This is a genomic window from Ruegeria jejuensis (assembly GCF_041537905.1).
Lineage (GTDB): Bacteria > Pseudomonadota > Alphaproteobacteria > Rhodobacterales > Rhodobacteraceae > Ruegeria_C.
In genome coordinates, this window is sequence record NZ_JBGRUO010000001.1 from 51,649 (window position 1) to 75,278 (window position 23,630).

Below are 23,630 nucleotides of genomic sequence, written 5' to 3' on the forward strand. Positions count from 1 at the left end.
ATGACCCAGAGGAGTATGACACGATACGCGGCGATTGCGCTTTTTGCTGCGATCCCGACAGCTGTTCCAGCGGATGGCCCGTCCTTTGATTGCCTCAAGGCTGAAACACCGGTTGAAACCGCCATCTGCGGTGACCCGGTTTTGTCGGCGCTTGATCGTGAAATGAGCACGGTCTACAGCGCTGCAATGATCGACAAATCCGCAAGCGATGGCGATGCCGGTCAGGCCCTCTATGACAGCCAGAAAACCTGGCTTGCCCAGCGCGATATCTGCGCCAAAACCGACGCCGCAGCCCCGGATTGCCTGATCAAAAGCTACGCCGCGCAACTTGCAGCCATAGCCCATAACAGCGAGACCGCATATCTGGGTCAGCATATCACGAGCGGTCCGATTACCTTTAACTGCGGTGCCGAGAATGGCGGGTTTTGGTACTTGGCCATTCGAACTGAACCCGAGATGATGTATCTCTCTCGTGCGGGGCTGGGCAGCGTCCTAACCGCCACCGAGCTTGACGCAGCGGGACAATGGGCCATCGCGTTTCACGACGCCGAAACCGGGCGCCGCTTTCGGTATCTCGACGGAGGCGCTGCCTCTGCCTATGAGGATGGAAAAGGTGCGATTCTGACTTGTCAGCCAACCGCGGCTCGAAAAAATTGATACGCAACGCCGAGCCATCTGGCGCCGGCCTAACCTCTTTGCACCGCAAAGACCTTTAGAAAAGAGGAATAGATGAAGGGAAAAACACTGGTTGTCGGCGCGGGCGGCGTATCCCACGCGGCTGTGCACAAGATGGCGATGAATTCCGACATCTTCACCGAAATCACTCTGGCCAGCCGAACCAAGTCGAAATGCGACGCCATCGCGGCGGCGGTGAAAGAGCGCGTCGGCGTCGAGATCAAGACCGCCGCGCTCGATGCCTATGACGTCTCTGCCACCGTCGCCTTGATCCGCGAAACCGGGGCCGAAATCCTCGTGAACCTCGCCCTGCCCTATCAGGATCTGGTGCTGATGGATGCCTGTCTTGAGGCGGGCTGCCACTATCTGGACACCGCCAATTACGAACCCGAAGACGTGGCCAAGTTCGAATATCACTGGCAATGGGCCTATCAGGACCGCTTCAAAGAGGCCGGTCTGACCGCCATTCTCGGCTCGGGCTTTGATCCCGGTGTCACCTCGGTCTTTGCCACATGGCTCAAGAAACACAAGCTCGACACGATCCGCCAGATCGATGTGCTGGACGCCAATGGCGGCAGCAACGACCAGGAATTTGCCACCAATTTCAACCCCGAGATCAACCTACGCGAGGTTCTGGCCGAGGTCCGTCACTGGGAAAACGGCGCCTGGCAGACCAGCCCGGCCATGACCACCAAGGTCGAATACGACTTTCCCGCCATCGGCCCCAAGAACATGTACCAGATGTATCACGAGGAACTGGAATCGCTTACGACCCACTTCCCCGAGATCGAGCGCGCCCGTTTCTGGATGACCTTCGGGGACGCCTATATCATGCACGCCAAAGTGCTTGAGAATGTCGGCATGACCCGCATCGATCCGGTGATGCATGACGGCAAGGAAATCATTCCGATCCAGTTCCTGAAAACCCTGCTGCCCGATCCCGGTGATCTGGGCGCGGAAACCAAGGGCAAGGCCTGTATCGGCGATATCGCCACGGGTCAGGCCAAGGACGGCTCGGGCGAAAAGACCTATTACATCTACAACATCTGCGATCACGAGGAATGTTATGCCGAGGTGGGCAGCCAGGCGGTCAGCTATACCACCGGGGTCCCGGCCATGATCGGCGCGGCGCAGGTGCTAAAAGGCAACTGGGTGCAACCGGGCGTCTGGAACATGGAACAGCTCGACCCGGATGATTTCATGGACATGCTCAACACCCATGGGCTGCCCTGGCAGGTCCACGAACTCGACGGCCCGGTGAATTTCTGACACAGGTAACGAGGCGTTCGTCCCTTCTTCTTGTTACAAATACGGCAGGGGTCCGGGGGCAGCGCCCCCGGCCTCTCCACTAAACGGAGACGCCGGACATGTCCGACATGATGACCACACAGGCTGGTGATGCTGGCGCCTTTCGGACCTTCGACCTTTCGCGTGTCCCCTCGCCCTGTTTCGTTGTCGATGAAAAGGCTGTCGAACGGAACCTGACGATCCTTGCCGATATCGGCACCCGTTCTGGCGCGCATGTTCTCAGCGCGCTCAAGGCGTTTTCCATGTTTGCGCTGGCCCCGCTTGTCCGCCAACATCTGGGCGGCACCTGCGCCAGCGGCATTTTCGAGGCTCGATTGGGGCGCGAGGAATATGGCGGCGAGGTCGCCACCTTCTGCGCTGGCTACAAGGACAGCGATATCGACGAAATCCTCGCCCTGTCCGATCACATCATCTTTAACAGCCCGACCCAGAAGGACCGGTTTCTTGCCCGGGCCCAGTCCGCAGGCGTGCAGGTCGGGCTGCGCATCAATCCCGAACATTCCGAAGGCGAGGTGCCCAAATACGACCCCTGCGCGCCCTGCTCCCGGCTTGGCACGCCGGTGTCTCGGCTCACCACTGATACGCTTGCCGGGGTGGACGGGCTGCACATGCACACGCTCTGCGAACAGGGATTCGCGCCTCTGGCACGGACATGGGCGGCGGTGGAACCAAAACTCGCCCCGTTCATGGGTAATCTGAAATGGCTGAATTTCGGCGGTGGCCACCATATCACGCGGGATGATTATGACCGCGAGGCGCTGATCACCTTCATCCGCACAATCCGCGAAAAATACCGCGTTGATGTCTATCTGGAACCCGGCGAAGCGGTGGCGCTGGATGCGGGCATTCTGGTGGGCGAAATCCTCGACCTGCCGGTCAATGGCATGGACCTTGCGATCACCGATATCTCGGCCACCTGCCACATGCCCGACGTGATCGAGGCCCCCTACCGCCCGGCGCTGATGGATGAGGCCGAAACAGGCCATACCTATCGCCTGGGCGGGCCGTCCTGCCTCGCCGGGGATGTGATCGGGGATTACACATGGAACACGCCCCTTCAGGTCGGACAGCGCTTCGCCTTTCTCGATCAGGCGCATTACTCCATGGTCAAGACCAACACGTTCAACGGCGTCCCCCTGCCCGCCATCGCGCTGTGGAATTCCGAGACCGACGATCTGCGGGTCGTGAAACAGTTTGGCTATGACGATTTCAAGGAGCGCCTCTCGTGAGCATCTTTTTGGACAGCGAATTGACCGAGACTGAGCGTGGCGAGGCCGCCCGGTTCCGGGTGATCCCGGTACCGCTGGAGCGCACGGTATCCTACGGCGCAGGCACCGCGCGCGGCCCCGAGGCGATCATCGAGGCCTCAAACGAGCTGGAACGGCTTTGCCGGGGTCACGAACCCTGCGCGGCGGGCATCTTCACCGAAACGCCGCTGGACTGCACCGGCGCGCTGCCCGAGATCATGGACAGCCTGGCACAACGGGCCGAGGCGGCGCTGCGCGCGGGGGCCATCCCCGTCACGCTGGGTGGCGAGCATTCGCTGACCTATGGCGCTGTGACAGGTGTGGCGCGCGCCCTGGGCAAGCCGGTAGGCATCGTGCAGATCGACGCTCATGCCGATCTGCGGGTGGCCTATCAGGGCGAAAAACACAGCCATGCCTCGGTCATGCATCTGCTGGCCGAAGACGGCGTGCGGCTGGCACAGTTCGGTGTCCGCGCGCTGTGCCAGCAAGAGGCCGAGAGCCGCGCCGCGCATCACGTTTTCTACCATGATGCCGAGGATCTGGTGACCCATGACTTCCACCGGGTCGACCTGCCCGAGGACTTCCCCGAGCATGTCTATGTCAGCTTCGATGTGGACGGGCTCGACCCCTCGCTGATGCCCGCCACCGGCACGCCCGTGCCCGGGGGGCTGGGATACTATCAGGCGCTGCATCTGGTGGAACACGCGCTCAAAGGCCGGACCTGCGTCGGTTTCGACGTGGTGGAACTGGCCCCTGACGGCAACACGGCCTGGGACTTTACCGCCGCCCAGATCGTCTATCGCCTGATGGCGGCCTGTGGCTGAGACCTGCAGGAAGTAGGCGGGTTCCTGCAAACCCTGATCTGCTGTCAGGTATGTTTCTTGTGTGATGAGCAGACCAGATGGTCCGGATCATACCACAGCACCCGCAGATAATGGTGACGCGCCACCCCAAAGACTCGCGCCTTGCCAGTCAACCGGAAGGAATAGAGCGCATCCAGATCGTCCAGTTCCAGTTCGATCAACCTGTGCTGCGCCGCTTTCGACAGGTGCTCAAGCGGGATCGCATGGCAGCCCGCCGCCGAAAGATCCGCTTCGGACATCACCTCAAACCCAGCCAGCTTTTCGACAGCGGCCTTGTAATGCGCGGGGTCGGTGAGGTTCGACCAGGCAAACGGTCCGCCCCGGTCCACCGCATTGAACCGCCAGGCCAGAACCGCGCCATGGAAACTGGGGGGATGGGCATAAAGCGCCGCTTTTGCGGCAATCGGGTCTTTGGCGAATTTGGGGTGTTTGTGCTTCTTTGCCATGATCGTCACAGCCCGCCGTAATAGTCGGCCATCGCCGTTTGGGTGATCTCCTGGCTGGCCCGATGGTCATGATCCATACCCGCGCGGGCGTTCCGCCAAGGTGCCTCGACATGGGTCAGATGGCTTAGCCATTGCGCGGATTTCGCACCATAGAAGCCCAGCACGGTTTCGATCGTGCCGATCTGATCCGACGTCAGATTGCCGGGATCGCCGACGATGTCGTCCGCTGTCAGGGTGAACCTGCCCCGGTGCACATGGTAAAGCACGGGCACCACCGGGCCGTTGGCCCATGCCTCGACCCGCGCGTCAAACAGCGGCGCATCATGCCAGACGAGATGCCAGGCCTGACCGTAATAGACGAGCTTTTGCAGCTTCATCGCGCTCATCGGGCCTGCAAGGTGCAGGATGAGCTTGGAGACATCGAAAACAGACATTGCACACCCATCTTGGGACCCGGATGCGCCATCAGTAATACAGGCCCAGCCCGGCACCAAGAGGGCGTGCCACACCGCCGTTCGTCACGCGCTCAGATCGTTCCGGTCTGATCCAGGCTGATGAGCAGGCTGACCCCAACCGCCGAGGTTGCTACACTGCCCAAGGCATCCCAACCAGTTCACTATCCGCGCACAGGTGCCGGCAGGTAACAAGACAGAGCTATCCAAGATAGTGAGTGGATTTAGCGACTGGATGTTTTTGATCACGCGGGCGTTGACGGCGCGTCGCTACAGAACTGGTGGCTGATCGACTTACGGGCGTTCAGGGCCGCTCTCATCCGTCTTGGAGCTAACGGCAGCTTCATTCGTGCGGGCGATAAGTGGAATCCGGATGGGACTTGCTTCAAGTGGTTCGATATCCTGTCGTCCCAAAATGATCCGCCGTTGGTTGTGACGCGAGCGTGAGAGCGGAACAGTTTTTTTGCTCGACCGTGACCCACTTCACATACGGCCAGCAGCGTATTGGGCCACGCTGGAATCGTTAAGTGGTTACGTCAGTAAAACGTTGGTTCAATAGTTTCCCCAAAAAGGATACGGGCACGCAACAGGCCGTGCCCGTTCTCTTTTTGCGAGGCGCGTTGGTGCGGGACGCCAGGCACCGCACAGCGGAGATTGCGTCAAGTGACCGGATGGCTTTGTGGCCGGTGCCCTACCCCGTCCAAGACGTGACCGGCAGCCCCGATTCACGCTGTTTTTCCGCAAAACGCACAAAAAACGCACAGACACCGGTGCCGACAATCCGTAGGTTACGTGTAAGTGGCTGATTTTAATGGCAGGGGCAGCAGGGTTCGAACCCGCGACCTACGGTTTTGGAGACCGCTAAGGATTGTTGAATTTACTAGACTTTATCTCCAACCGGGCAAAAAGGGCACCCATATAGAACAAAGAGTTACAGGCGTTTTCCCAACCGAAAACGGTGTCTTTTCCATTGCCCGACTCGCAAATGTTCCCCATATGTTCTGAATGCCGCTTGTCGTATACTTCCACTGTGTCTGCGGGCACTCGAAAGGGTTTGAAGACCCGGAGCTTGTGAGGAGGTTCAAGGAAATGACCTTGCCAAGGGCGCGGTGTACCCGGTGCGGGCGTGAGAGCTTCAGTAAAACTATGTCTTGGAGGGCAACTTGTTTGAACGAGGGCGACGAGTAGCCGCCTCCCCGCCACACGCTGCATATCCCGCAATGTCAATGAATGAGTCTTCGTGATTGGGGTTTGACTTGACGCGCGCTGCCTTCAACAGGACCATCAGCATTGATACGTCAACCGATGTGATATCAACGCCAAGATAGGCGGTCCAAAGGCCAGCAATGCGACCAAAGTTATCTTCCATGTCGCCATGGTCCGCTGCGCGGTCTTTGGTGACGTATTCGGTTGCTGTGCTGAGAATTTCGGCTCGGTTCATGCTACTCTTTCAATCGGGTCTAAGGCCCTGAGAACAAGGCCGTCGGTTTTGTCGAATGTCAGGGATTGCAACGCTCGTCTCGCCCCGTACCCCATGCTTGCTGCATAGGCGTCAGGTGGGCAGAAGGCGCGCAAGGACTCCCAGCGAAGCGGCCCAACGTCCTTGGCCTGATCGTGGTGTACGTGGCCTGTGAGGGCGTATCTGTGGCGTGTAGATGACCAGAACTCGCAAACGTCGCTGAGATACAGGGCGAGCTGCTGGGGTTTCGCTTTATCCCCATGGTGAGCGAAAATCGCGCTGCGTCCCCACCGGTGCATGAACAGGTCGCGCGGTGTCTTCTCTATCTCAACCCGGCTGTGTTCCCGGTAGCGTTCGGCAATGGCAAAACTGAGAACCAAGTGGGAGTGCTCATCATGGTTGCCGCGCATGACGCGCACAATCACACGAGCGTGCTTGGCCAGCAGGTATTGAATCATGGCGTCGATTATCTCGATACCATTGTCCAGAACCTTCCAGAGCCGGGTGTCCACGTCCAGCTTGTGCTTTGATTGGGGGGTCTCTGCCCTGTTGTCGTCTGCGTGCAGGGTGTCTCCGGGCAGCAGGAGCACCGCTGTGTCCGACGCTGGGGTTAGCGCCATGACCTTCGCAAAGGCATAGGCCACGTCCCTGTCGGCTTCCTTGAGGCTGTAATCAGCCCCGCCCGTCTCTTTGCCCCACGCCAACATCCCGTAGTGCAGGTCCATGACGGGGTAGACGGTGCAAAGGTCAGACATGACCTGTGACGGTGGGTCTATGTTGGGGGCTACAGACAGCCCCTCAAATGCGCCCCTGACGCTCTCAATAATTTCTTCCGGTGCCGGAGCTTCCGCCTTCCAGAACACACTATCCCGTGACCCGTCGTCGTGCTGTATAACGCGCCAGCCATGCTTGGCCGTGCCGATATCAAGGCCGCTGACCGCTATGGCCGATTTCTGGCCTTCAGGGGCGTCTTCCCACCGCTTAGCCGAATCCAGGCGCGACCTAAGCGTTGAACGGCTGACACCAAGCGCTGCCGCCGCCGCCCGTTGGCTGCCATGGATGCGCATTGCATCCACCGCCTCCTGCTGCTTGGGGGTCATGGCTTACGCAGGGTCCCCGTCCACCAGCGCTTCGCTCAGCCCCTCATAGGACTGGCCGGAAGCAACCAGACAGGTCATCCCGTTGGGCAGCGTGACGGTGATGGTCCAGGTCCCGGTGTCATCCGAGGCAAAGACCTCCATCACCGAGCCTTGCTGCACCAGCCCGATGCCACGGCGGCTTTCGCCGTATTTTTCGGACAGCCGGTCCAGCACCACATCCCGAGGGGCGCAGTTTTGCGTTTGCGCACTCACCTGAGTCGCCAAAAGGGCCACCGCAGCGGTTGCTAGGAGTTTCATGGGTGGTCTCCTTATTGATCGATGACGAAGATGTTCATGGAACGGTCGTCGGTGCGCCCGCCTGCTGTCGTAATCCGGCAAGTGACGCGGTAGGTCCGTCCCGCAATACCGCCAGAAAGCCAAACCGTGACGATGTTCGCCGTATGACTGGATGAATCGACTGCCAAGCCAGAGGTTGGCAGGATCGAGTGACTTGCAATACTATCGCTGTACTCCGTCATCTCGTCCGACCAGTCGAAGTAATAGTCCAAAATGGCGTCTGGGTCTTTTGGGTCGGGCATGTCAGCTAACCTTTAGTGTTCGATTGCTTGCGGGGATGCGGAGAGTTCTGTTTGAGGCAGGTAAGAACAAGGTGCGCTCTGGTGGGGTTGCCAATGTTCCCAGCGTAACTGTTGCCGCGTATGTGGTTATCTCAAGCCCGGCAGTTGCCACCGCAACGTCGATAGCTGCGGAAATAGAGGCCGGATAGGTGGTGATAACCAACGGCGCTGTGGCTGCGTCCACATTGACTGCTACGCTCGTGTAAATCGTTGCGGGATAAGTGGTGATCTGCAATGCCGCTGTCGAGGCCGGGACATCGACATCCAAAGACACAGTCGCAGGATGCGTTGTCAACGACAGATCAGCCGTTGCGGCCTGCACGTTTGCTCCGGAGGTAATGGTGGCGGGGTATGTGCTGATTTGAAGCGGCGCGATGGAGGCGGAAACATCAACCGGCAGAGAGATTGTCGCCGGATAGGTTGTCAGTCGCAGGTCTGCTGTGGAGGCAGCGATGCCGGAACCTATCTCAACGTTAGCCGGATAGGTCGTGATTTGCAGTTGAGCCACAGAAACAGGCACATCCACATCGACCGATACCGTCGCCGGGTATGTCGTCAGGATCAAATCGGCGACAGAAGCCGAGACGTTGATGTCCTGACTTATGTTAGCAGGGTACGTGGTGATCTGGAGGTTTGCGGAGGCCGCAGGGATGTCTACGTCCAGACTAACGGTTGCCGGATGCGTGGTAATTGTGAGCGCGGCTGAGGATGCCGATACATTGACATCTTGGCTAATCGTTGCCGGGTATGTCGTGATGGACAGGGCCGCAGCGGCGACTGGTACGTCCACCGGCACTGAGACAGACGCAGCATGAGTCGCGATCTGCAACGAGGCTGTTGAGGCGTCTACGTTTGTTCCGCCGCCGCCGGTGGTTGGGGCAATTGCAATAGCCGCAGCAAGCGTCTGCGTGGTGGACGATACAGTCCAAGTCTTGGACCCCGTAGCCCCTGCTGTTGCGACAACCTCTGAAGCAACGGCTTGCGCGACACCTGAATCGTTTGCAGGGCCTTCGGAGTTATCCGCTTCCTCTGTTGTGCCGGTTGGCGGCGTCTGTGTCCTGCTGCCACCCCGCAGTGTATTGAAGTGCAGGACCAGGCTGTCATCAACGGTCGTAGTGATGCTCGGCGCGGTCGGAGTTGTAGAATTGCCCGTTATGGACGCTGCGGTGACAACGATAGCCTCAGTCGAATCCCACCCAGAAATCCGATACATCGTGATAATGCAAGGCTCTGACGTGCTTAGAGTGAAGGTATAGGTGCCGGGCTCTGTACCGTCTGCTTCCAGATAGTATGCACCAATCCGTCGCTGGCTGGTGCTGCTGTGAATGAGCGTCGTGAAGTCTGCGGGGGCCGTGATGCTGGCCGTGACGTCGGGGCTGACAATCGCAACAAGACATTCACCAGATGTAAGCCCAGTTGGGACGTTGGCGACGTGAGACGTGCTGTCGGAAGAGCTTACATACTCTGTTTTTGCCTCAATGACTGGTGCGGCCATGGCTCACCTCAGTCGATCAGAGCAATCAGCGCATCAAGAAGTCCGCGCAAGGTCTCCGTCTCGGCTGCGTCGAACGTGCGCTCTTCAAGCGTGCCATCTTCCAGCAGCTTCACCGTCAAGAGGTACCTGTCGGCATCAATTGGTGCTTTCGCCTTTATTTCGCCGAGCGCGGTGAACAATGCAGCCTTGATGGCGGTCATATTTTCTTCGACTGCAAGAGCCGTCCGCGCGCCCTGCTCCTCCTTGGAGATGTAGTCAAAGATGCCAGCGAGGTGCGAAACCTCTGACAGCATCTTAAGTGCCGACGACAGGTTCTCACCTAGAGCGGTGAAGTAGCTCGCCTGCACCGGACCAGCAGCCATCGTGTCGCGGTTGTTCTGAGCAATCCGCTTGATGCTGTCGATCTGGTTCGCGGCGCTCTCATAGCCCTTTTTCAGGGACAGAGATTGTGTAGGCCACATAGCGATACCCCCTTAAGCCTGCGTGAGCGTTGCCATGCCTGACGCATTCCAGGTCACAGTCAGCGGACCTGTGGTCATGTTCACGGGGCCGCCAAGCTCAACAAAGAACATGGCAGGGTTGCCCGCCTGCGTGGCGTTGTAGGCAAGCCCCCAATGCGCATCAGTGTCATTGGATGCGTTCTGCGCCCATGTCGGGTTTGTCGCAGAGTCCATGGTCCCGGTGCCGCCAGCTTGAGACCACACAGTGCCCCAATCGCCAACCGAAGTGCCCCCAGCAACGTAACTGCCCGCTGTACCAACTTCAGTGAAATCACCAAGTGCAGGTGTTGCTGTCGCAGCGGTGGGTGCAGTGGTGTTGTCCAGAACTGCGATTTTGATGTCGTCGGTTGATGCCCAGCCCGCAAAGTAATCCAGCGTGCGAGCCTCGTTGAACCAGGTAATATCACCTGTAGCCATAGTCTTTCTCCAGTTTTAGGGAAATGCGGCTCAGCCGCAGGGGATGAATTCCAGCGCCAGCACAAAGCCAGCGCCGAAGGAAAACGCCGCGCCAAGACCAATTAGGAGGCGCGCCGCAGTTTCGGGTGTCATTGGGACTTCAGGCCGATCTGCTCTTTGGCGACGACCCGGCCATACATTGCGTAGATGCCACCGAGGGCCGAAATGATTGCAGAGACCTTTTCTTGCAGGTCAGCCGCGTCCGCCTCGGTGAACTGGAAGCCGAAGATCAGCGCCAGTTGAGGCAGGATAGCGATAATCGCACCCCACACTGTCTTGGATGTTAGGAAGCTCTTCACGTCGGTCATTGGGTTGCCTCCTTCACAGCAGCGCAAACCGTCTCAATAGTTGCGATTTCTTCCGGGGCGAAAACCGGACCAAGGCGGCAGGCACTTTCCAGAACCGCCAACTGCTCAGGGCTGAGATCAACGATGGTCTCGCCTTCGTCTTGCATCGCATCGGCAATGAACACGGCCTCGGCAACAAGCGCTGTCTTTTGCTCCGGTGTGAGGTCGGAACAGGCCGCAAGAATTGGGACCGCCATGAGGGCGGCAATCATACGTTTCATGGGGTTTTCCTTTGGTTAGCAGGTGGTATAGGGCGGCACGATTGGGGTCGTGCAGTAAGGCCGAAACGGATCGGACGGGGCGTAGATCGGGGGAATGGTCACCGGCATTTCGTGAACCTTTGCCAGCCTGCCTTGGATGGCATTCAGGTCGCTGCCGCCAGCTTCAAGATAGCCCTCAAGCCATGCCTTGAACTCGTTCAATGTCATGGGGTTTTCCTTCAGGTTTTGATTTTGGAGGTCTTGTCGTCTTTTCCGTAGACGGCCCATGGCAATTGCCAGTGAGGCCCATCCTTGAAGCTCCGCCAATCACCGCCCCACTCAAGCTGAATGCCCAGCTTCTTGGCGCATTGCTTCACGACAGGCGCTAGCTCATGGTAGTGCGGCCAATGCCACGAAATCTGACCATCGACGTACGGTGCTATATCTACCGCGTGACCGGTCAGGTGGCGGCTATTCATAGTTCTGGATGCGCCCGAGCGAACCAACTTTCTCTGCCGATCCACGCTCCTCAGGCCCTCCAAAACAGTGAAGTCGATGGGCGTTTCCTTGATGGCAAGATGCATCAATGAGACGATGTCAGGGTGCACGCCTTTAAGGCGCTCAAGCGAGCGCTTCGAAAATCTGAATGTCATGATGTTTCCTTACTGTCCGCGCAGAACTTCACGCAGGAGGTCGTTGGTCTCTTCAACTTCGCCTTGAAGTCGGTTCACGCTGTCGATTGTTGAATTTAACCGCTCAACCAAGATGGATGACTGTTGCTGTGTCTGTGAAATCTCTTGCTCATGCCTGCGATCCGCCGCCTCAAGAGACTGAATCTCACGAATGGTAGCCGCGCCCTTTTCTTCGATCCCTGCGAGCCTGGCCTCAGTCGTCGCCACCCAATAGGCCCCCATCGCAAACTGTGCCGCCAGTGCAAAAATAAGCGCCACCGGAACGCGCTTATCGAGATGCCACTTACCATCGCTCATCTTAACCAGTCCTCAAATTCGTGGCGCTCCACGTTGCGGCGCGACCGCTTCACTTCCCATTCCCACCATTTGCGACAATGTTCCTTCTCGCCGAACAGAGAGAAAAGCGCGTCAATCCAACGCTCTGTCCAGAGTTCTTCAACGTGAGAGCGGGCTGAGAAAGTAATATCGGCACTTCCGCCCAGCAGAACATTTATCAGCCGGGAAACAACCGACAGGACTTCAAGTGCGAACCTCTTCACGTCACACCGCCTTCAGCAATCGCCACCAACCGTCGGTCCCGTGCGCGTCCTTGCGCTGCGTGATCTGATCGCCGGTTTCATTGATCTTGAGCCGGAGGCTGCTGTATCGGTTCGTGATCTGAACCATTCGCCCCCCGGCAATGAACGTTCCATCCTTCGAGCGAATGTCGTGGACAGGGTTGATCAGCCACTGACCGGAATAGTTGGCGCTACCTGTGCCTGGGCTGTCGAACACCGCGCAGAACTTGTTGTTGCCGCGCCCATTGTCGCGCACCCGGAGGATCTTCCCTGATGCGGCATTCGTCAGGATCGAAAAGCCGTTCTCATACGAGATGTCCCAGAAGTCACGATCCGTTCCCGATAGCGCCTGCCCCTGGCACAGGGCATTCTCCGTGACATCGGTTGCCACCATATATTGCCCGGTCTTAACGTTCTGGATGCGATAGCGATCCGGCACGACCGGCGGGGCATTCCAGTCCTCAAGAGCAAGCCGACTGCCCCATTTGACGTTGATCACGTTCTTGTAGCTGGTCGGAAAGAAATCTGCGTCGTTGCCATTATAGGGAATGTCCCGATCATCCAGCATTTCGGTAGCACCGACCGCTTCCAGATTGTCGATACCCCAATGAAGATATGACCCACGAAAGCCATCTCCCATATCAGCGTAGGAAAGCTGCCACGTGGCGCTCTCATTGGGGTCTCGAAGCATGATGGGATACGGGTATTTCTCCCAAGTGTTATCGGTCTGATCGAGTATCGACAGCGGCGTGCGAAACAGCGTAATCCCTTCCGGCCAGTCGATGTGATCGACATGCCCGATCGAGGGCACCATCATGTAGGCGTAACTGGCGTCCTGCCAGCCCCACCCGGTCACATAGCTGTAGCGATCGATGTCACCATCAGCGCCCGTGGGCTGCATGATGTCGTTTTGCCCGGTCCAGGTATCTCCAACACCGGTAGCTGAGCGTCTCATCCGCTTGGCCTGTCCAAGTGCTGCATCATCCGCATTCACGCCACAGGCCACGAACCAGTTATTGTTGTGGTGGTACACCGCCCCAATGTTCGCGCCCCAACTGCCGCCATTCCAAAGGCATTCACCGTCGTATGTCATGATTTCCCCCACTTCATCGAAGGAGAAACGAACCATCCGCTGGGTGGCACCAACGACCATCGAATAGATGTAGATCGTGCCATCCACGACAATTGAAAGCAGGTCGCGCCATTGGTCATCGGCAGCGGCAGAAAATGCGGGTTCAATGAGCGCATAGTCCGAGGGCGGCGGGATCAGAGGGGTGACTCTCCAGTCACCATTGATCCCAGGTTTCGCGTACTCCGATCTGGGGGCGGTCATCAGGCTGAGCTGGTACTTCCCGCCTATGGTCTCTTTCTTGTCATAGCCGCGATAGAAGACATAGACGGTATCTCCCAGGATGCTTTCACCAGGGGCCAGCGCCCCCATCCCGTCGAACTCACCAAACCGGGTGGTATTGCCGCCCGCTCGGACTGAAAGCTCGTTGACGCGCTGCGGGAACATCGTCAGTCCCCCCAGGCCCAGAACGAGATAGCGCGAGCGACGCGCGTGCTGCCAGTGTCGTTCTTTTGGTTAACCACGACGTCGAAATTTGTCGCGTTCTGGAAGTTGGCGACTTGGATTTCATAAACGTTGGTGTCGATGGGGCCTTGCGATTGGCAGAATACGCCTCGGCACTGAGTGGGAAAAGGGTCGGTATAAACGTGATTGGTGGTACCAGACGCATTCGTGGTCAGGCTGCCGAAGCGAAACTCGGTAACCGCCGCGTCCGTGTAGTCGGAGGGAAGGCCAAGAGACCTCTCCGCACCGTTATTCACGCCGGTGAAGCCCAGCATATCGAGGCCCTGTGTGAGACCCATCGATGTTGGAGTAGCGAGTGCACCTGAAGGATTGCCAACAAATGTACGCGCGGACATTTGTTGAAGCCTGTTGATCGCAACGGCATTTACGGCGTCATCGAGCTTCGCCCCGATCAGGGCAATTGCATCCTCAACGGTGTATAGCTCAGTCCAAACCCCACTTGCCTTGGTCCATCGCGCCTCCGGCGAAGAAATGATTGTTCCATCCCGGTAGGACGCCCCGATGCGCGATATCGCGGCAAGCAGGCGCGTCTCATTGGAAAAGACGTAACCGGATTCGTAGAGTTTTATACCGCCTGCCGTTGTCTCGTGATGATCCGACGCACCCGAGGCCGCGACTTCGTAAAGCGCATGATCTGCCCATATCTGCTCGCCCGCCTCGACGGTGTTTCGAGTACCGAGCAGGTATGTCAACTCGTTGTCTGCGAGCAAGTCGGCGGTCAGGTCGAAGTTCAGAGGCGCGCGAGACATGACCACTTCAAGGTCGTCACGATCCGGCAAATACGCATCACTTCTAGGGTTGCCAAAATAGGCAACCTCCACGGATTTTCTTACCATGCTGGCCTCTGTTCTATTGTGGGTTGGATCAGGCGATCAGAGCGTTGTCACTTCGAGCGCCGGGTCTGGCTCCCAATCGCTGGAACCGATGCCCAGCTTCGTGTGCCGGACCTGAATCTCGATGGTTTCCCCGGTCATGAAGCCGGAAAGCGCTATCGAGGTAGCAGTCGGGGCGGCAAAGTCTCTTTTCCATTCGGCAGCGCCCGTGACGCGATAGCGCACCTCGAAATCATAGATCGGATCAGCTTGGGCGTCCCATGTGACTGCGATCACTGACGCAGCAAGCGCAGCGCCTTGCACATTAGAAGGCGTCGGAAGCGTCCCGTCATTCTCAACCTCACCGTATTCCGGGCGATCAGGCTCTTCCGTGGCAGCATCGAAGGCGAAATCCGATTCCTCGGCACTGCGCGCCTCCAACGTGAAGGTGGCTATCCCCTCTTTCGCGATCTCCCCAACCTCGAAGACAGCATCCAGCCCTTCGCCGTCATTGACACGGAAGAACCGGTGCGCCTTTCCGTTCTCACCACCACCCAGAAGTTCATAGCCCATAAGTCCGATCTGGCCGCGAAGCTGATACTTGGCCCGCTTTGCCTTTGCGAAACGCTTGTTCAGACGGGCGGCCTGGTTGTGGCTGTTGACTAGCGGAAGCGATGGCTCGTCTCTGATTGGCTTTGCGACTTCTTCTTCGATCCATGTGCCGCTCGGAGCCTCCCGCCAGTTATTGATGGGCTCCATGTAGGTAACAGCCACTTCATCGGGAGCGCCCCCACCCCACTGCCCCTCGGTGATTTCGAGGGAGTCGAAATCGTCCGGGGTGAGCGTTATGGTTGGCTCGATCCAGCGGCCCAGCGTAAAACCGACCTTCCCGTCGGTTCGCTCGTAGATGAAGGCGTCGCAGCTAGCCGCCAGCAAGGCCCTTTGCTCTTCAAACTCCTGCTCATCACTGATAGTGCCATTCAGCGTCCAGCGTGGTTGCACCCCGCCATCCTTGATGGTGACCAACTCGTCTGCAACGTCGGATTCAATGGAAACCTCATCCCAATCCACTTCGCGACCGAGCTTGTCAGTGATCCAGTTCGCCAGAACAAGCGCGGCGTTGTTCTCGTACTTCGTGGTGTCGTCACGCGGATCGTAGAGGTCTTTCTTGCCTTCCAAGACCGGTGCCCAGGCCCACTGTCGGCCAGACGGGTATATGTTCGTGAAGTTCTCTTGCGGAGGCCGTTTTGCCCAGAGATATGCACCCGCCAGACCTGCGAAGTCGTGCGCACTTGTGATCTCCGAAAACGCCGACACAAGGCCCGGATTGGCCGTCTGGCCCGGATCACCTGTGAAGACATCAACGCGGCCATGACCCGATATGGGTGACGTCGTTACGTTGCTGCTGTTCTGGTTCGTGTTGCCGTTGAGGGCAACGATCCGCTCATCAAGCCAGTGCTGCACAATCCCGTTGATGGGATGCGCCGCAAGGATCGGCACATAATAGCGTCGGCTATTCTTGAACCCGGTGAAGCCCAGAGGCCCGCCTTTCCGCGTGATACCGTAGACCGTCTCGGCATAAACCTTTGGCTGTGCGAAGTTCACCATCCTGGCCGATGGCGGCAGTTGCGAGACCTCGGGGCGGGATTGCAGTTTCTGTGCGAGCTTCGATAGGCCGACCGCAACAACTGTCTTGACCAAAAAGCCCCCAAGGAGGGAGCCGCCAAAGGCAGCCCCGGCTGCAAACGCGGTTCCTGTCGCAGTGGCAATACCGATAGTTGCGGCTGCACCCGCGCCCACCCCAAGCGCCCCCGCGACAAAACCCACCACCGGCGGCTGAGCCTCGGCAGGTTCCGGTGTGAGCATCGTTGAGCCCAGCAAGGCCGCAATGAGCAAGCTACGCCTCATAACCTACGCTCCACATTGCCAGCGCATCAGGTGCCATTTTCGGGCTGATTGTCGTTGTCAGACCGGGACTGCGGCAGGCCCAAGCTTCCCCCAGCCACAGCGCTCCACACGGGCTGATCCGGCCATCAGGCTCTCGCGCGAGAATGAGCCCGATATCGCCCGGCTTTGGGTCTTCCGTTCGCTCAGTCCCGCAAGGCCGCAGATAGCCATCCAATACGCCGACAGGATCGCGAAAATACCCGGTCTCGCGGTGGCAGGAGCCACGGCTGTCATATGTGCCGCGCACGCTCTCAGCCGGATCAACGCCGCGAACCTGCCGCACCCAGTCGCTCAGGCACATGATGCAATCGGTCTCTCCCCAGATGAAAGGCAGGGTCTTCCATCTGTGAATCTCGCGATAAAGCGGCGTCATCCGAACAACTTCTGTTCTTCGAAGTCGGTGGTTGGCATCTTCTCGAGGGAGGGATTATCCACTCCCAGCAACTTCGAATGCCCCTCGGTGTTCAGCACAATCCGACGGGCAGCGCGGCGCTGTTCTGACCACGCCTCAAAGGTCAGCGATATGGATCGATCCTGCGCGCCAGTGCGCGAAGTGGTGATCGTTCGCATGGTGCGCTGCATGTACTGAATTGGCGGCGTCGTTGGCTTCATGAACTCAGCCTGCGACCGGATCGGCTGAAAGTAGAACGTGATGGGGCGGCCCTTCACATAGTCGAGTCCCAGTTCTCGCACCTGCCCAACCAGGTTGTCTGCGTTGGGGTCCTGGAAATAGGACAACGTGACATTGCCTTCAGGCGCAGCGCCGTCAATCGCCGCAGATAAACTGGTGACGCCGATGAGTTGCGAGCCCCACCATTCGTTCTGGTTCACATCCACAAACATGGCATCAACGCCAACCATGAAACGCGCAGGCCCGTCCGGCGTATCGATCTCGCATAGATCAAGCGCCGCGATGACCGGATCACGCGGGTTATAGTCGGCAGGGAAAAAGCTCATCGCGTCAGGACTTCCCGAAACTGAAGGCGAGGCGTGCTGACATGTGCAGCACCATAAGTGGGATTGCCCATTCCATCTTCGACAGCTTCAAAGCGACCAATCCCGGCCAAACTGACTGACTCTCCCGCTGTGATTGCCGAACGCAGCGGCATCTGAATGCCAATGCTGTAGGTGTCAGCACCCGTTGTTCGAACTGTCGTCACTTGAAAGGGCCAGTCGTCATAGCTCATGATCTGACCCACCTTGGGTGCGACATCAGGGCTCGTGATCGTCAATTGCTCTGATCCCGCATCCGCAGCGATGTTCACCGTGGCCTTCGGGTCGTAAGCAAAGCCAACGTCAGCAGAAAAGAAGGTGCTGGTCGAGAATGGCACGCCCTTGGAGCCAATGCCCGCGCCTGTCTCGCTCAATCCAAATCCAACCGGATCGCAGAGCCGTATTCGGTATATACCAACGCGACCCTGAGCAGTTGCACGAAAGGCGCGCCAATTCCTGATTTGCTCCTTACGCAAAAGTATCTGTGGAGACCCAACCCAGCGCGGGAAGGCATTGTAGACGACTTGACTGTTGCCGCTTGTGCGATCCGATGCAGGCTGGCCACGCCAATCGATATCCCAGTCAAAACTCATCGCCCGCATTAGGCTGGGCGGGACTCTGATCAACTGACGCTGCATGGATCAGGACTTTCGAGCCAAGTGATTATCAACGACGGGGCCAGTGTTGCGCTCAACCGCTGCCATCCCCGCCTGAGTGATGCGCACAGACTGATTTGCTGCCTGCTGCAAGATTCTCGCCTCCAAACCGGGGCCAAGCTCGACCATGACATGCGATGTGCCGCCACCTGTGCCTTCTGCACGCACGCCGAGTTTTCCGTTTATCCGCGTCAGCGGGAGGATAGCCTCCGGCCCAGCCTCACCCATCAAACCAGTGCCGCCACGCATCGGGAACAGCGTTGGCGAGTTAACGATGCCACCGGTCGCAAAGGGCGTGACGCGACCGCCCTGAAAGGCGTTGCCGTTGGCGTTCCCGAATATGCCACCGAATAGGTTGCCGAATCCAATGGAACTGAATGCCGACTGCGCTGCTAGGCGAGCAAGATCGTTCAGCAATTGCGCCGCCACATCACGAGCGCTGCCTGCACCAGTCACAAAGTTGGCGAATGCACTCTCAAAACTTGTCTCCATCGATTTGGCGGCATCCTTGACAGTATCCATGCTTTCGTTCAGCGCGGCCACTGCCTTGTCTCGTATTTCTGAAGTAACCAGTTGGGGGAAGCGCCTGTGCAGGTCTTCTATACGCTCAAGCTCATCAGCATACTTCTCGGCCTCGGTGCGAGTGCTTTGAATCAGGGCCTTAGCTTGCGCCAGACCGGGATCAACACGTGATCGCCCCCCTCCAGTGCGTCGCTTGCGCGCCGGAGCCTTATCCGAACGAGGCGGCAGTAAGCTCTCCCCCGGACCAAGCTGGTCAAACAATGGTACGCCCGACTCAGTGTTTTCGACTACCCTTCGACCAAGTTCCACGGTGCGCGAAACGGCAGCAAATGCAGTCGCGGCGGCAGAGGCTACGCCGGTCAGAGTATCGCTTAGGTTGGCACCCTCGCTTGCCGCCTGAGCAATCGCCGAAGCCAATCCCTGCACGGCTTGTGCTGCCGCCTCCGGCCCGTTCGCCTGCTCTATGGCATCCAGCGCATCCACTATGCGAAACGCTTGGGCGGATGTTAGATTGAATTCCTCTTGTAGCGCCTGCAACGAGAGACGCATCTCTTCTTCCAGGGCCTGGATTTCGGACGGCAGAACAGCAAACGAGCTATCTGCCTGCAAGTCTTGCGCCTGCAGCAGTTCCCGCCGCGCGCCCGCGAAATCACGCAGCTTTTCTTCGATGCCCGCCAGTTCGTCACCAGCGGCAGAAATAGCTGTTTGAGCGGCGTTGAGTGCTTGCTGTTGGTTTACCGCAACAAGCTCTTGGAAAAGCTCACGCACCGCTAGAGCGTTCTGGCCGTATTTCTCCTGCAACTCATCCAAACTAGCACTGGCGATTTCCGCAACGCGATCCATATCGCCAAGCGTTTTATTCAGGTCTTTCATTGCGTCATCGAGGCTAACAGCATCACCCGAGCTTCGAAGTAGCGCGGCACCCATCGGGATAGCGAGGGCGGCCACTGTGCCAAGCAAAGGTGCTACCAAACCAAGGCCGCCACCAAGAGCCCCAAATCCGCCAAACAACTGCGGAAGCTGCTGCGCAAGTATGCGGCTCTTTGCAGTGCCAGATTCCAACTGAACCGCCATATCGCCAATTTGGTTGGCGGTGTTCTGAATCACGAAGCGACCGCGTCCAGAAATGTTTGTAAGCCTTTGCAGCCCTGTCGCGGCACGGTTTGAATTTGCCGTGATTTGCTCGCCAGCCCGCCGCCAAGCGCGCTCGGAACCCTTAGCCGAGTTCTCTGCTACCTGCCGACCACGCTCCATCTGACGTTCGAACTTGCGAAGCGTCGCCTCCATACGGACAACGAGCTTATCCTCGACTGACTGAACCATTAACCCGCCTCCGGTTCATACCGATTGAGGATATCTACGAACTCTTCTTCGCTGATGTGATCGGCTTGACGGCTGGAAGCGGCGTTGAAACCTCGAACGAGGTTCACGAAGTCAGAATATCGCATCCGCCGCAAGTCCTCGGGAGACATATTGAACTCCCGGCAAATCTGACTAACTTCGGAGAACTTTATAGCCTCTGCTTCCGAAGTCTGTTCATCCGAAGGCTCAACGCCAACCATAAGAGATGCTAGGATTTCACCAGCAATCACAGCATTTTCTGCGTAAGGCCGCGTGTCAAAATGCGCCACCATAATACGCTTGGCATCAATGACCGACATACCACCCCCGACAAGCCCGAGGCGCATTGTGTGATACACGTCCGACACCTTGTAGCGACCGGAGGCCACGCGAACGAAGATTGAGCCAATCGCGTCACCGCAAGCCTCTTCAAGGTCCAGAACGCGCCCAAAATCAAGGCAGAATAAGCGCTCTTTTCCCGCCCACTCCGTTACAACCTCGACCATCAGGTCGCGTCAGTCCATGTGCGCTGACCGGCACCACTGATCGTAGCCGAGAAGGTTACCTTGCCAGAACTTTCCTTGTTCAGTTCAAGCTGCTGGCAAAACGCTGGAAGACCCCAGTAACCACCGTTGTCGGCGGCGCTCTCATCCAGGAAGATGCGGATATTCTTTTCCGTGCCATTGTCGGACCACTGACGCCATGTCGGCCACGCCTCAGTTGCAACCATACCAGCAATTGTCACGCTGGTGTCTTGGCTTTCGAGATGCCGCACAATCGATGCGGGCACGTCAAGCGGATTGTCGCAATCCAAAACTGTGTTCTCGCCAAGATTGTTCGTCAGCGTGACGCCAAAGCTATTTGCCCCGCACGTATGTGCGAAGTTCTCGGTTGGCGTTGCGCCATCACCGAGTTGGACGACCAACCGCGTGGTCTGATTACCCGTTCCCATAAGATCAGTCTCCTTTTTTGGATGGGGTTTGAATGGCCTCAGCAACGCCGCGCGCTATCAGCGCTTCAGCGGTAGCCTTTGGCACGTTAACTTCGCTGCCAGCCGTGAAGCCTTGCGACAGCGCCGAAGAAACACGATATGTAGTGTTACTAAGAACCTTTATTTTCATGAGGCACCCAATATGCGTTGGATTTCCGTAGTGTTCTGCACGTTTGCTTCAGGCGCGCTCGCGAACGACTTCGCTGCGTGCCTGGATCACCACGCAGGTGTGCGAATTTTCCTTCACGACTACAGTGAGTTCGTTTGGGATGAACATCAGTTCATTGTCAGTCAGGTGAACGAAGGTGTTGCGTCTGAATCTCAGGTTGAAGGGATATCTCGGGGGGCAATCACGCTGAATGAACAGGGTATGAGCTTCATGCGAGAATATGAAAATCGACTAATGGCATACTGCCAGTCACTGAGGCCCTAACTCTCTCGGATTGCTTTACTGATCGCGCGGGAAATTCGGCCCTTAACGCCCCTCCTATGGGCTCGCCATACCGGAAAGAAGAATGGATTAGCTGCCATTTCGACGGTCCCAAATTCCTGAAACCTTGCGTAGAAAGCTTCTCCACCACCGGCGAAGATCGTAATCCGCATAGTGCCAAACTCGCGGCCACCAACTGTTCCTATCGTCAGCGCCCCCGCTGGAGCTTCGCCCCAAGTCCATCCTATGGACGCCTGTAGAACACCGTCGTCATAAGGTGCCCGACTCCACATTTCCTCAACGATATCGTTCGCCAAATCTTCCATAGTAGCACGAACATTAACCTTCACCCTTTCAGGAATGGCCTTCCACCTGCGGTTGAGCTTGTCTAACCCCTCGACCATCAGGCCTGCTCCAAATCCGCCTCAACGGTTATCACTCCGTGGGCGGTCAAACCGCCGCCTTCCATGAAAATCCTCATGCTCTCGACGCGGATCAAAACCAACGCATTAACCGTCAGAGACAAATCCGCAAAGTGGAGCGCGTTGCGGGCAGCATCCATGATTTCCTTGCAACGCCGCATCTTACCTTGATCGCGCGACCACACATCCAACTGGATCGTCTCAAATCTTCCGTCGATACATTCCATGTCATCTGCCCGCGTGTCAGACGGACCAAAAGTGATGCACGGAAAGTTGCTTGCCTTCGGGCGACCGTCATAAACCCGATCATCAATCAGCGCGGAAACAGCCGCGTCGGCGATGAGAGTGTCATAGATGGCCTTCTGAAGCTCAGCGGAAACGCTCATACCGCGACCCCACTTTCGACCGTCAGATATATCCACTGCTTGTCGGCAACGTTATCGACAGACCTGATATTGTATTCGGTGCCGCGCCGGGTATCCCTCATCCGCCAACCGGACAGGATGCCCTGCGCCTCTTTGCTCTGCCGGATTTTTACCTTGTAGATTTCGTGTCCCTGCAACCGGGCAGCATCAACCGTCTCATTACCACGCATGTGAATGAACTCAGCCCACCGCTTGAACTGCTCATCCCATCCCTCTTCGCGCCCGCCATATCCGTCATTGACCTCAATGGGGGCATCGAACGCGACACGCTCGCGCAGCTTGCCGATCATCCCACCACCATATGCCGATGAGGCTGCACCAGCGCGTTGAACGCCATGGGAACCTCCATCAGCCTAAGATCAGATGCCGAGGCCCGGTTTTCATGCAAATGCGCGACCATGAGCAGGATCGCCTGCTTGATGGGCGCTGGGACGTCCTCAGAGCCGCCATATCCAGCCGTCAGCGACACGGTAATGGGCTCTTGCATGTCGTCGTAAAGATCGGGCCCCGAAAAGCCGTCCCTGAACCACACAGAGACGCCCGTAGCGTCCGCAACGACCTCATACAGAGACGGGTCAACCGTCTGCTCAACATTGTCCGCGTCCTGGTATTTGATCTCGACCGAAGACACGTCGGGAAACGGCAGCCTGATACAGCCTGACCAACCCGAAACACCGAATTGCCACGTCTGCGTGACAATGCACCGACCCAAAATGCCGCTCCAGCCGTCCAGATACGCCGTCACAGCCGCAATCAGACCCGTGACAAGGCTATCCTCGTCTGAATCATCCACCCGCAGGTGCATCTTGGCCTCTTCCCGTGTCACCGGGTAGTGGCCGGGGGGCGTGACGAGAACGGGCTTCATTTTTCAGCCTTGGGCTTTCGCTTTGGCTTCGGAAGATCAATCACGCCGTCTTTTGCCGCCGCATCGACGCAGGTTTCTGGGCAGTCCTCGCCGGTGTTGAACTGGCGCTTGTACTTGTCGCCAGGGACGACATGAAACCATGTTTTCTTGAATTTGGGCATATCGACCTCCATTGGCTCGACAAGAGGGGCGGGCGCCCGCCCCTCCAAAGAACCAAC

At 57.9% G+C, this 23,630-nt stretch carries 33 protein-coding genes; 4 read left to right on the forward strand and 29 right to left on the reverse strand.

All coding sequences use genetic code 11. The annotated features are described in order from the left end of the window. From AB1E34_RS00275 to speB, 4 genes are all read left to right on the forward strand, one after another. Positions 1 to 657: a lysozyme inhibitor LprI family protein gene (locus AB1E34_RS00275; RefSeq protein WP_372570336.1), complete on the forward strand. Its 657-nt coding sequence runs from the start codon at positions 1 to 3 to the stop codon at positions 655 to 657. A gap of 72 nt (positions 658 to 729) precedes the next feature. Beyond that, positions 730 to 1,944 carry a saccharopine dehydrogenase family protein gene (locus tag AB1E34_RS00280; protein WP_372570337.1) on the forward strand — a complete coding sequence of 405 codons (1,215 nt, stop codon included), beginning with the start codon at positions 730 to 732 and terminating at the stop codon, positions 1,942 to 1,944. A gap of 98 nt (positions 1,945 to 2,042) precedes the next feature. After that, the gene (nspC, locus tag AB1E34_RS00285) at positions 2,043 to 3,212 is read left to right on the forward strand and encodes a carboxynorspermidine decarboxylase (protein WP_372570338.1); all 1,170 of its coding nucleotides are present in this window, start codon (positions 2,043 to 2,045) and stop codon (positions 3,210 to 3,212) included. Continuing rightward, positions 3,209 to 4,054, forward strand: a complete 846-nt coding sequence (gene speB / locus AB1E34_RS00290; RefSeq protein WP_372570339.1) for an agmatinase — start codon at positions 3,209 to 3,211, stop codon at positions 4,052 to 4,054. Before nspC ends, speB begins: the two co-directional genes overlap by 4 nt. 44 nt (positions 4,055 to 4,098) lie before the next feature. Here speB and AB1E34_RS00295 read toward each other — a convergent pair whose 3' ends face one another. From AB1E34_RS00295 to AB1E34_RS00435, 29 genes are all read right to left on the reverse strand, one after another. Further along, complete coding sequence (locus AB1E34_RS00295; protein ID WP_372570340.1) at positions 4,099 to 4,539, reverse strand: hypothetical protein; 441 nt, start codon at positions 4,537 to 4,539, stop codon at positions 4,099 to 4,101. 5 nt (positions 4,540 to 4,544) lie between these two features. Continuing rightward, positions 4,545 to 4,973 carry a Panacea domain-containing protein gene (locus AB1E34_RS00300; protein ID WP_372570341.1) on the reverse strand — a complete coding sequence of 143 codons (429 nt, stop codon included), beginning with the start codon at positions 4,971 to 4,973 and terminating at the stop codon, positions 4,545 to 4,547. 1,162 nt (positions 4,974 to 6,135) lie between these two features. Next, positions 6,136 to 6,432 carry a DUF6378 domain-containing protein gene (locus AB1E34_RS00305; RefSeq protein ID WP_372570342.1) on the reverse strand — a complete coding sequence of 99 codons (297 nt, stop codon included), beginning with the start codon at positions 6,430 to 6,432 and terminating at the stop codon, positions 6,136 to 6,138. Beyond that, on the reverse strand, positions 6,429 to 7,550 hold the full coding sequence (locus tag AB1E34_RS00310; protein WP_372570343.1) for a hypothetical protein: 1,122 nt from the start codon (positions 7,548 to 7,550) through the stop codon (positions 6,429 to 6,431). The genes AB1E34_RS00305 and AB1E34_RS00310 overlap by 4 nt, the downstream gene beginning before the upstream one ends. 3 nt (positions 7,551 to 7,553) lie before the next feature. Then, complete coding sequence (locus AB1E34_RS00315; protein WP_372570344.1) at positions 7,554 to 7,847, reverse strand: hypothetical protein; 294 nt, start codon at positions 7,845 to 7,847, stop codon at positions 7,554 to 7,556. Between the two features lie 11 nt (positions 7,848 to 7,858). Further along, complete coding sequence (locus AB1E34_RS00320; protein ID WP_372570345.1) at positions 7,859 to 8,128, reverse strand: phage fiber-tail adaptor protein; 270 nt, start codon at positions 8,126 to 8,128, stop codon at positions 7,859 to 7,861. 1 nt (position 8,129) lies between these two features. Further along, the gene (locus AB1E34_RS00325; protein WP_372570346.1) at positions 8,130 to 9,662 is read right to left on the reverse strand and encodes a hypothetical protein; all 1,533 of its coding nucleotides are present in this window, start codon (positions 9,660 to 9,662) and stop codon (positions 8,130 to 8,132) included. Positions 9,663 to 9,670: 8 nt separating this feature from the next. Beyond that, the gene (locus tag AB1E34_RS00330) at positions 9,671 to 10,123 is read right to left on the reverse strand and encodes a hypothetical protein (protein ID WP_372570347.1); all 453 of its coding nucleotides are present in this window, start codon (positions 10,121 to 10,123) and stop codon (positions 9,671 to 9,673) included. 12 nt (positions 10,124 to 10,135) lie between these two features. Next, the gene (locus AB1E34_RS00335) at positions 10,136 to 10,579 is read right to left on the reverse strand and encodes a hypothetical protein (protein ID WP_372570348.1); all 444 of its coding nucleotides are present in this window, start codon (positions 10,577 to 10,579) and stop codon (positions 10,136 to 10,138) included. A gap of 128 nt (positions 10,580 to 10,707) precedes the next feature. Then, a complete protein-coding gene (locus tag AB1E34_RS00340; protein ID WP_372570349.1) occupies positions 10,708 to 10,926 on the reverse strand; it encodes a hypothetical protein in 219 nt (72 codons plus the stop codon). Beyond that, the gene (locus tag AB1E34_RS00345; protein ID WP_372570350.1) at positions 10,923 to 11,186 is read right to left on the reverse strand and encodes a hypothetical protein; all 264 of its coding nucleotides are present in this window, start codon (positions 11,184 to 11,186) and stop codon (positions 10,923 to 10,925) included. Before AB1E34_RS00345 ends, AB1E34_RS00340 begins: the two co-directional genes overlap by 4 nt. 15 nt (positions 11,187 to 11,201) lie before the next feature. Continuing rightward, on the reverse strand, positions 11,202 to 11,393 hold the full coding sequence (locus AB1E34_RS00350) for a hypothetical protein (protein WP_372570351.1): 192 nt from the start codon (positions 11,391 to 11,393) through the stop codon (positions 11,202 to 11,204). Positions 11,394 to 11,404: 11 nt separating this feature from the next. After that, complete coding sequence (locus tag AB1E34_RS00355; protein ID WP_372570352.1) at positions 11,405 to 11,818, reverse strand: M15 family metallopeptidase; 414 nt, start codon at positions 11,816 to 11,818, stop codon at positions 11,405 to 11,407. Positions 11,819 to 11,827: 9 nt separating this feature from the next. Continuing rightward, complete coding sequence (locus AB1E34_RS00360; protein ID WP_372570353.1) at positions 11,828 to 12,154, reverse strand: hypothetical protein; 327 nt, start codon at positions 12,152 to 12,154, stop codon at positions 11,828 to 11,830. Further along, positions 12,151 to 12,396, reverse strand: coding sequence for a hypothetical protein (locus AB1E34_RS00365; RefSeq protein WP_372570354.1), 246 nt, complete (start codon positions 12,394 to 12,396; stop codon positions 12,151 to 12,153). The genes AB1E34_RS00360 and AB1E34_RS00365 overlap by 4 nt, the downstream gene beginning before the upstream one ends. Position 12,397: 1 nt before the next feature. After that, complete coding sequence (locus tag AB1E34_RS00370) at positions 12,398 to 13,930, reverse strand: RICIN domain-containing protein (protein ID WP_372570355.1); 1,533 nt, start codon at positions 13,928 to 13,930, stop codon at positions 12,398 to 12,400. 2 nt (positions 13,931 to 13,932) lie between these two features. After that, complete coding sequence (locus tag AB1E34_RS00375; RefSeq protein WP_372570356.1) at positions 13,933 to 14,844, reverse strand: hypothetical protein; 912 nt, start codon at positions 14,842 to 14,844, stop codon at positions 13,933 to 13,935. Positions 14,845 to 14,880: 36 nt separating this feature from the next. Beyond that, on the reverse strand, positions 14,881 to 16,728 hold the full coding sequence (locus tag AB1E34_RS00380) for a phage tail protein (RefSeq protein ID WP_372570357.1): 1,848 nt from the start codon (positions 16,726 to 16,728) through the stop codon (positions 14,881 to 14,883). After that, on the reverse strand, positions 16,718 to 17,140 hold the full coding sequence (locus AB1E34_RS00385; protein ID WP_372570358.1) for a DUF6950 family protein: 423 nt from the start codon (positions 17,138 to 17,140) through the stop codon (positions 16,718 to 16,720). Before AB1E34_RS00385 ends, AB1E34_RS00380 begins: the two co-directional genes overlap by 11 nt. Continuing rightward, entirely contained in the window at positions 17,137 to 17,724 is a 588-nt protein-coding gene (locus AB1E34_RS00390; RefSeq protein ID WP_372570359.1) for a hypothetical protein, read from the reverse strand. The genes AB1E34_RS00385 and AB1E34_RS00390 overlap by 4 nt, the downstream gene beginning before the upstream one ends. Continuing rightward, positions 17,721 to 18,353, reverse strand: a complete 633-nt coding sequence (locus AB1E34_RS00395) for a hypothetical protein (RefSeq protein WP_372570360.1) — start codon at positions 18,351 to 18,353, stop codon at positions 17,721 to 17,723. Before AB1E34_RS00395 ends, AB1E34_RS00390 begins: the two co-directional genes overlap by 4 nt. Before the next feature lie 48 nt (positions 18,354 to 18,401). After that, positions 18,402 to 20,261 carry a phage tail tape measure protein gene (locus AB1E34_RS00400; protein ID WP_372570361.1) on the reverse strand — a complete coding sequence of 620 codons (1,860 nt, stop codon included), beginning with the start codon at positions 20,259 to 20,261 and terminating at the stop codon, positions 18,402 to 18,404. Further along, positions 20,261 to 20,785 (reverse strand): gene transfer agent family protein, encoded by a 525-nt coding sequence (locus AB1E34_RS00405; protein ID WP_372570362.1) that lies wholly within the window; start codon positions 20,783 to 20,785, stop codon positions 20,261 to 20,263. Before AB1E34_RS00405 ends, AB1E34_RS00400 begins: the two co-directional genes overlap by 1 nt. Beyond that, positions 20,785 to 21,231 carry a phage tail tube protein gene (locus tag AB1E34_RS00410; protein WP_372570363.1) on the reverse strand — a complete coding sequence of 149 codons (447 nt, stop codon included), beginning with the start codon at positions 21,229 to 21,231 and terminating at the stop codon, positions 20,785 to 20,787. The genes AB1E34_RS00405 and AB1E34_RS00410 overlap by 1 nt, the downstream gene beginning before the upstream one ends. 468 nt (positions 21,232 to 21,699) lie before the next feature. Next, positions 21,700 to 22,104, reverse strand: a complete 405-nt coding sequence (locus AB1E34_RS00415; RefSeq protein WP_372570364.1) for an HK97-gp10 family putative phage morphogenesis protein — start codon at positions 22,102 to 22,104, stop codon at positions 21,700 to 21,702. Next, entirely contained in the window at positions 22,104 to 22,508 is a 405-nt protein-coding gene (locus tag AB1E34_RS00420; RefSeq protein ID WP_372570365.1) for a DUF3168 domain-containing protein, read from the reverse strand. The genes AB1E34_RS00415 and AB1E34_RS00420 overlap by 1 nt, the downstream gene beginning before the upstream one ends. Next, complete coding sequence (locus tag AB1E34_RS00425) at positions 22,505 to 22,837, reverse strand: phage head closure protein (protein WP_372570366.1); 333 nt, start codon at positions 22,835 to 22,837, stop codon at positions 22,505 to 22,507. The genes AB1E34_RS00420 and AB1E34_RS00425 overlap by 4 nt, the downstream gene beginning before the upstream one ends. Beyond that, entirely contained in the window at positions 22,834 to 23,412 is a 579-nt protein-coding gene (locus AB1E34_RS00430) for a head-tail connector protein (RefSeq protein ID WP_372570367.1), read from the reverse strand. Before AB1E34_RS00430 ends, AB1E34_RS00425 begins: the two co-directional genes overlap by 4 nt. After that, positions 23,409 to 23,573 (reverse strand): hypothetical protein, encoded by a 165-nt coding sequence (locus AB1E34_RS00435; protein WP_372570368.1) that lies wholly within the window; start codon positions 23,571 to 23,573, stop codon positions 23,409 to 23,411. The genes AB1E34_RS00430 and AB1E34_RS00435 overlap by 4 nt, the downstream gene beginning before the upstream one ends. Between the last annotated feature and the right edge of the window lie 57 nt (positions 23,574 to 23,630).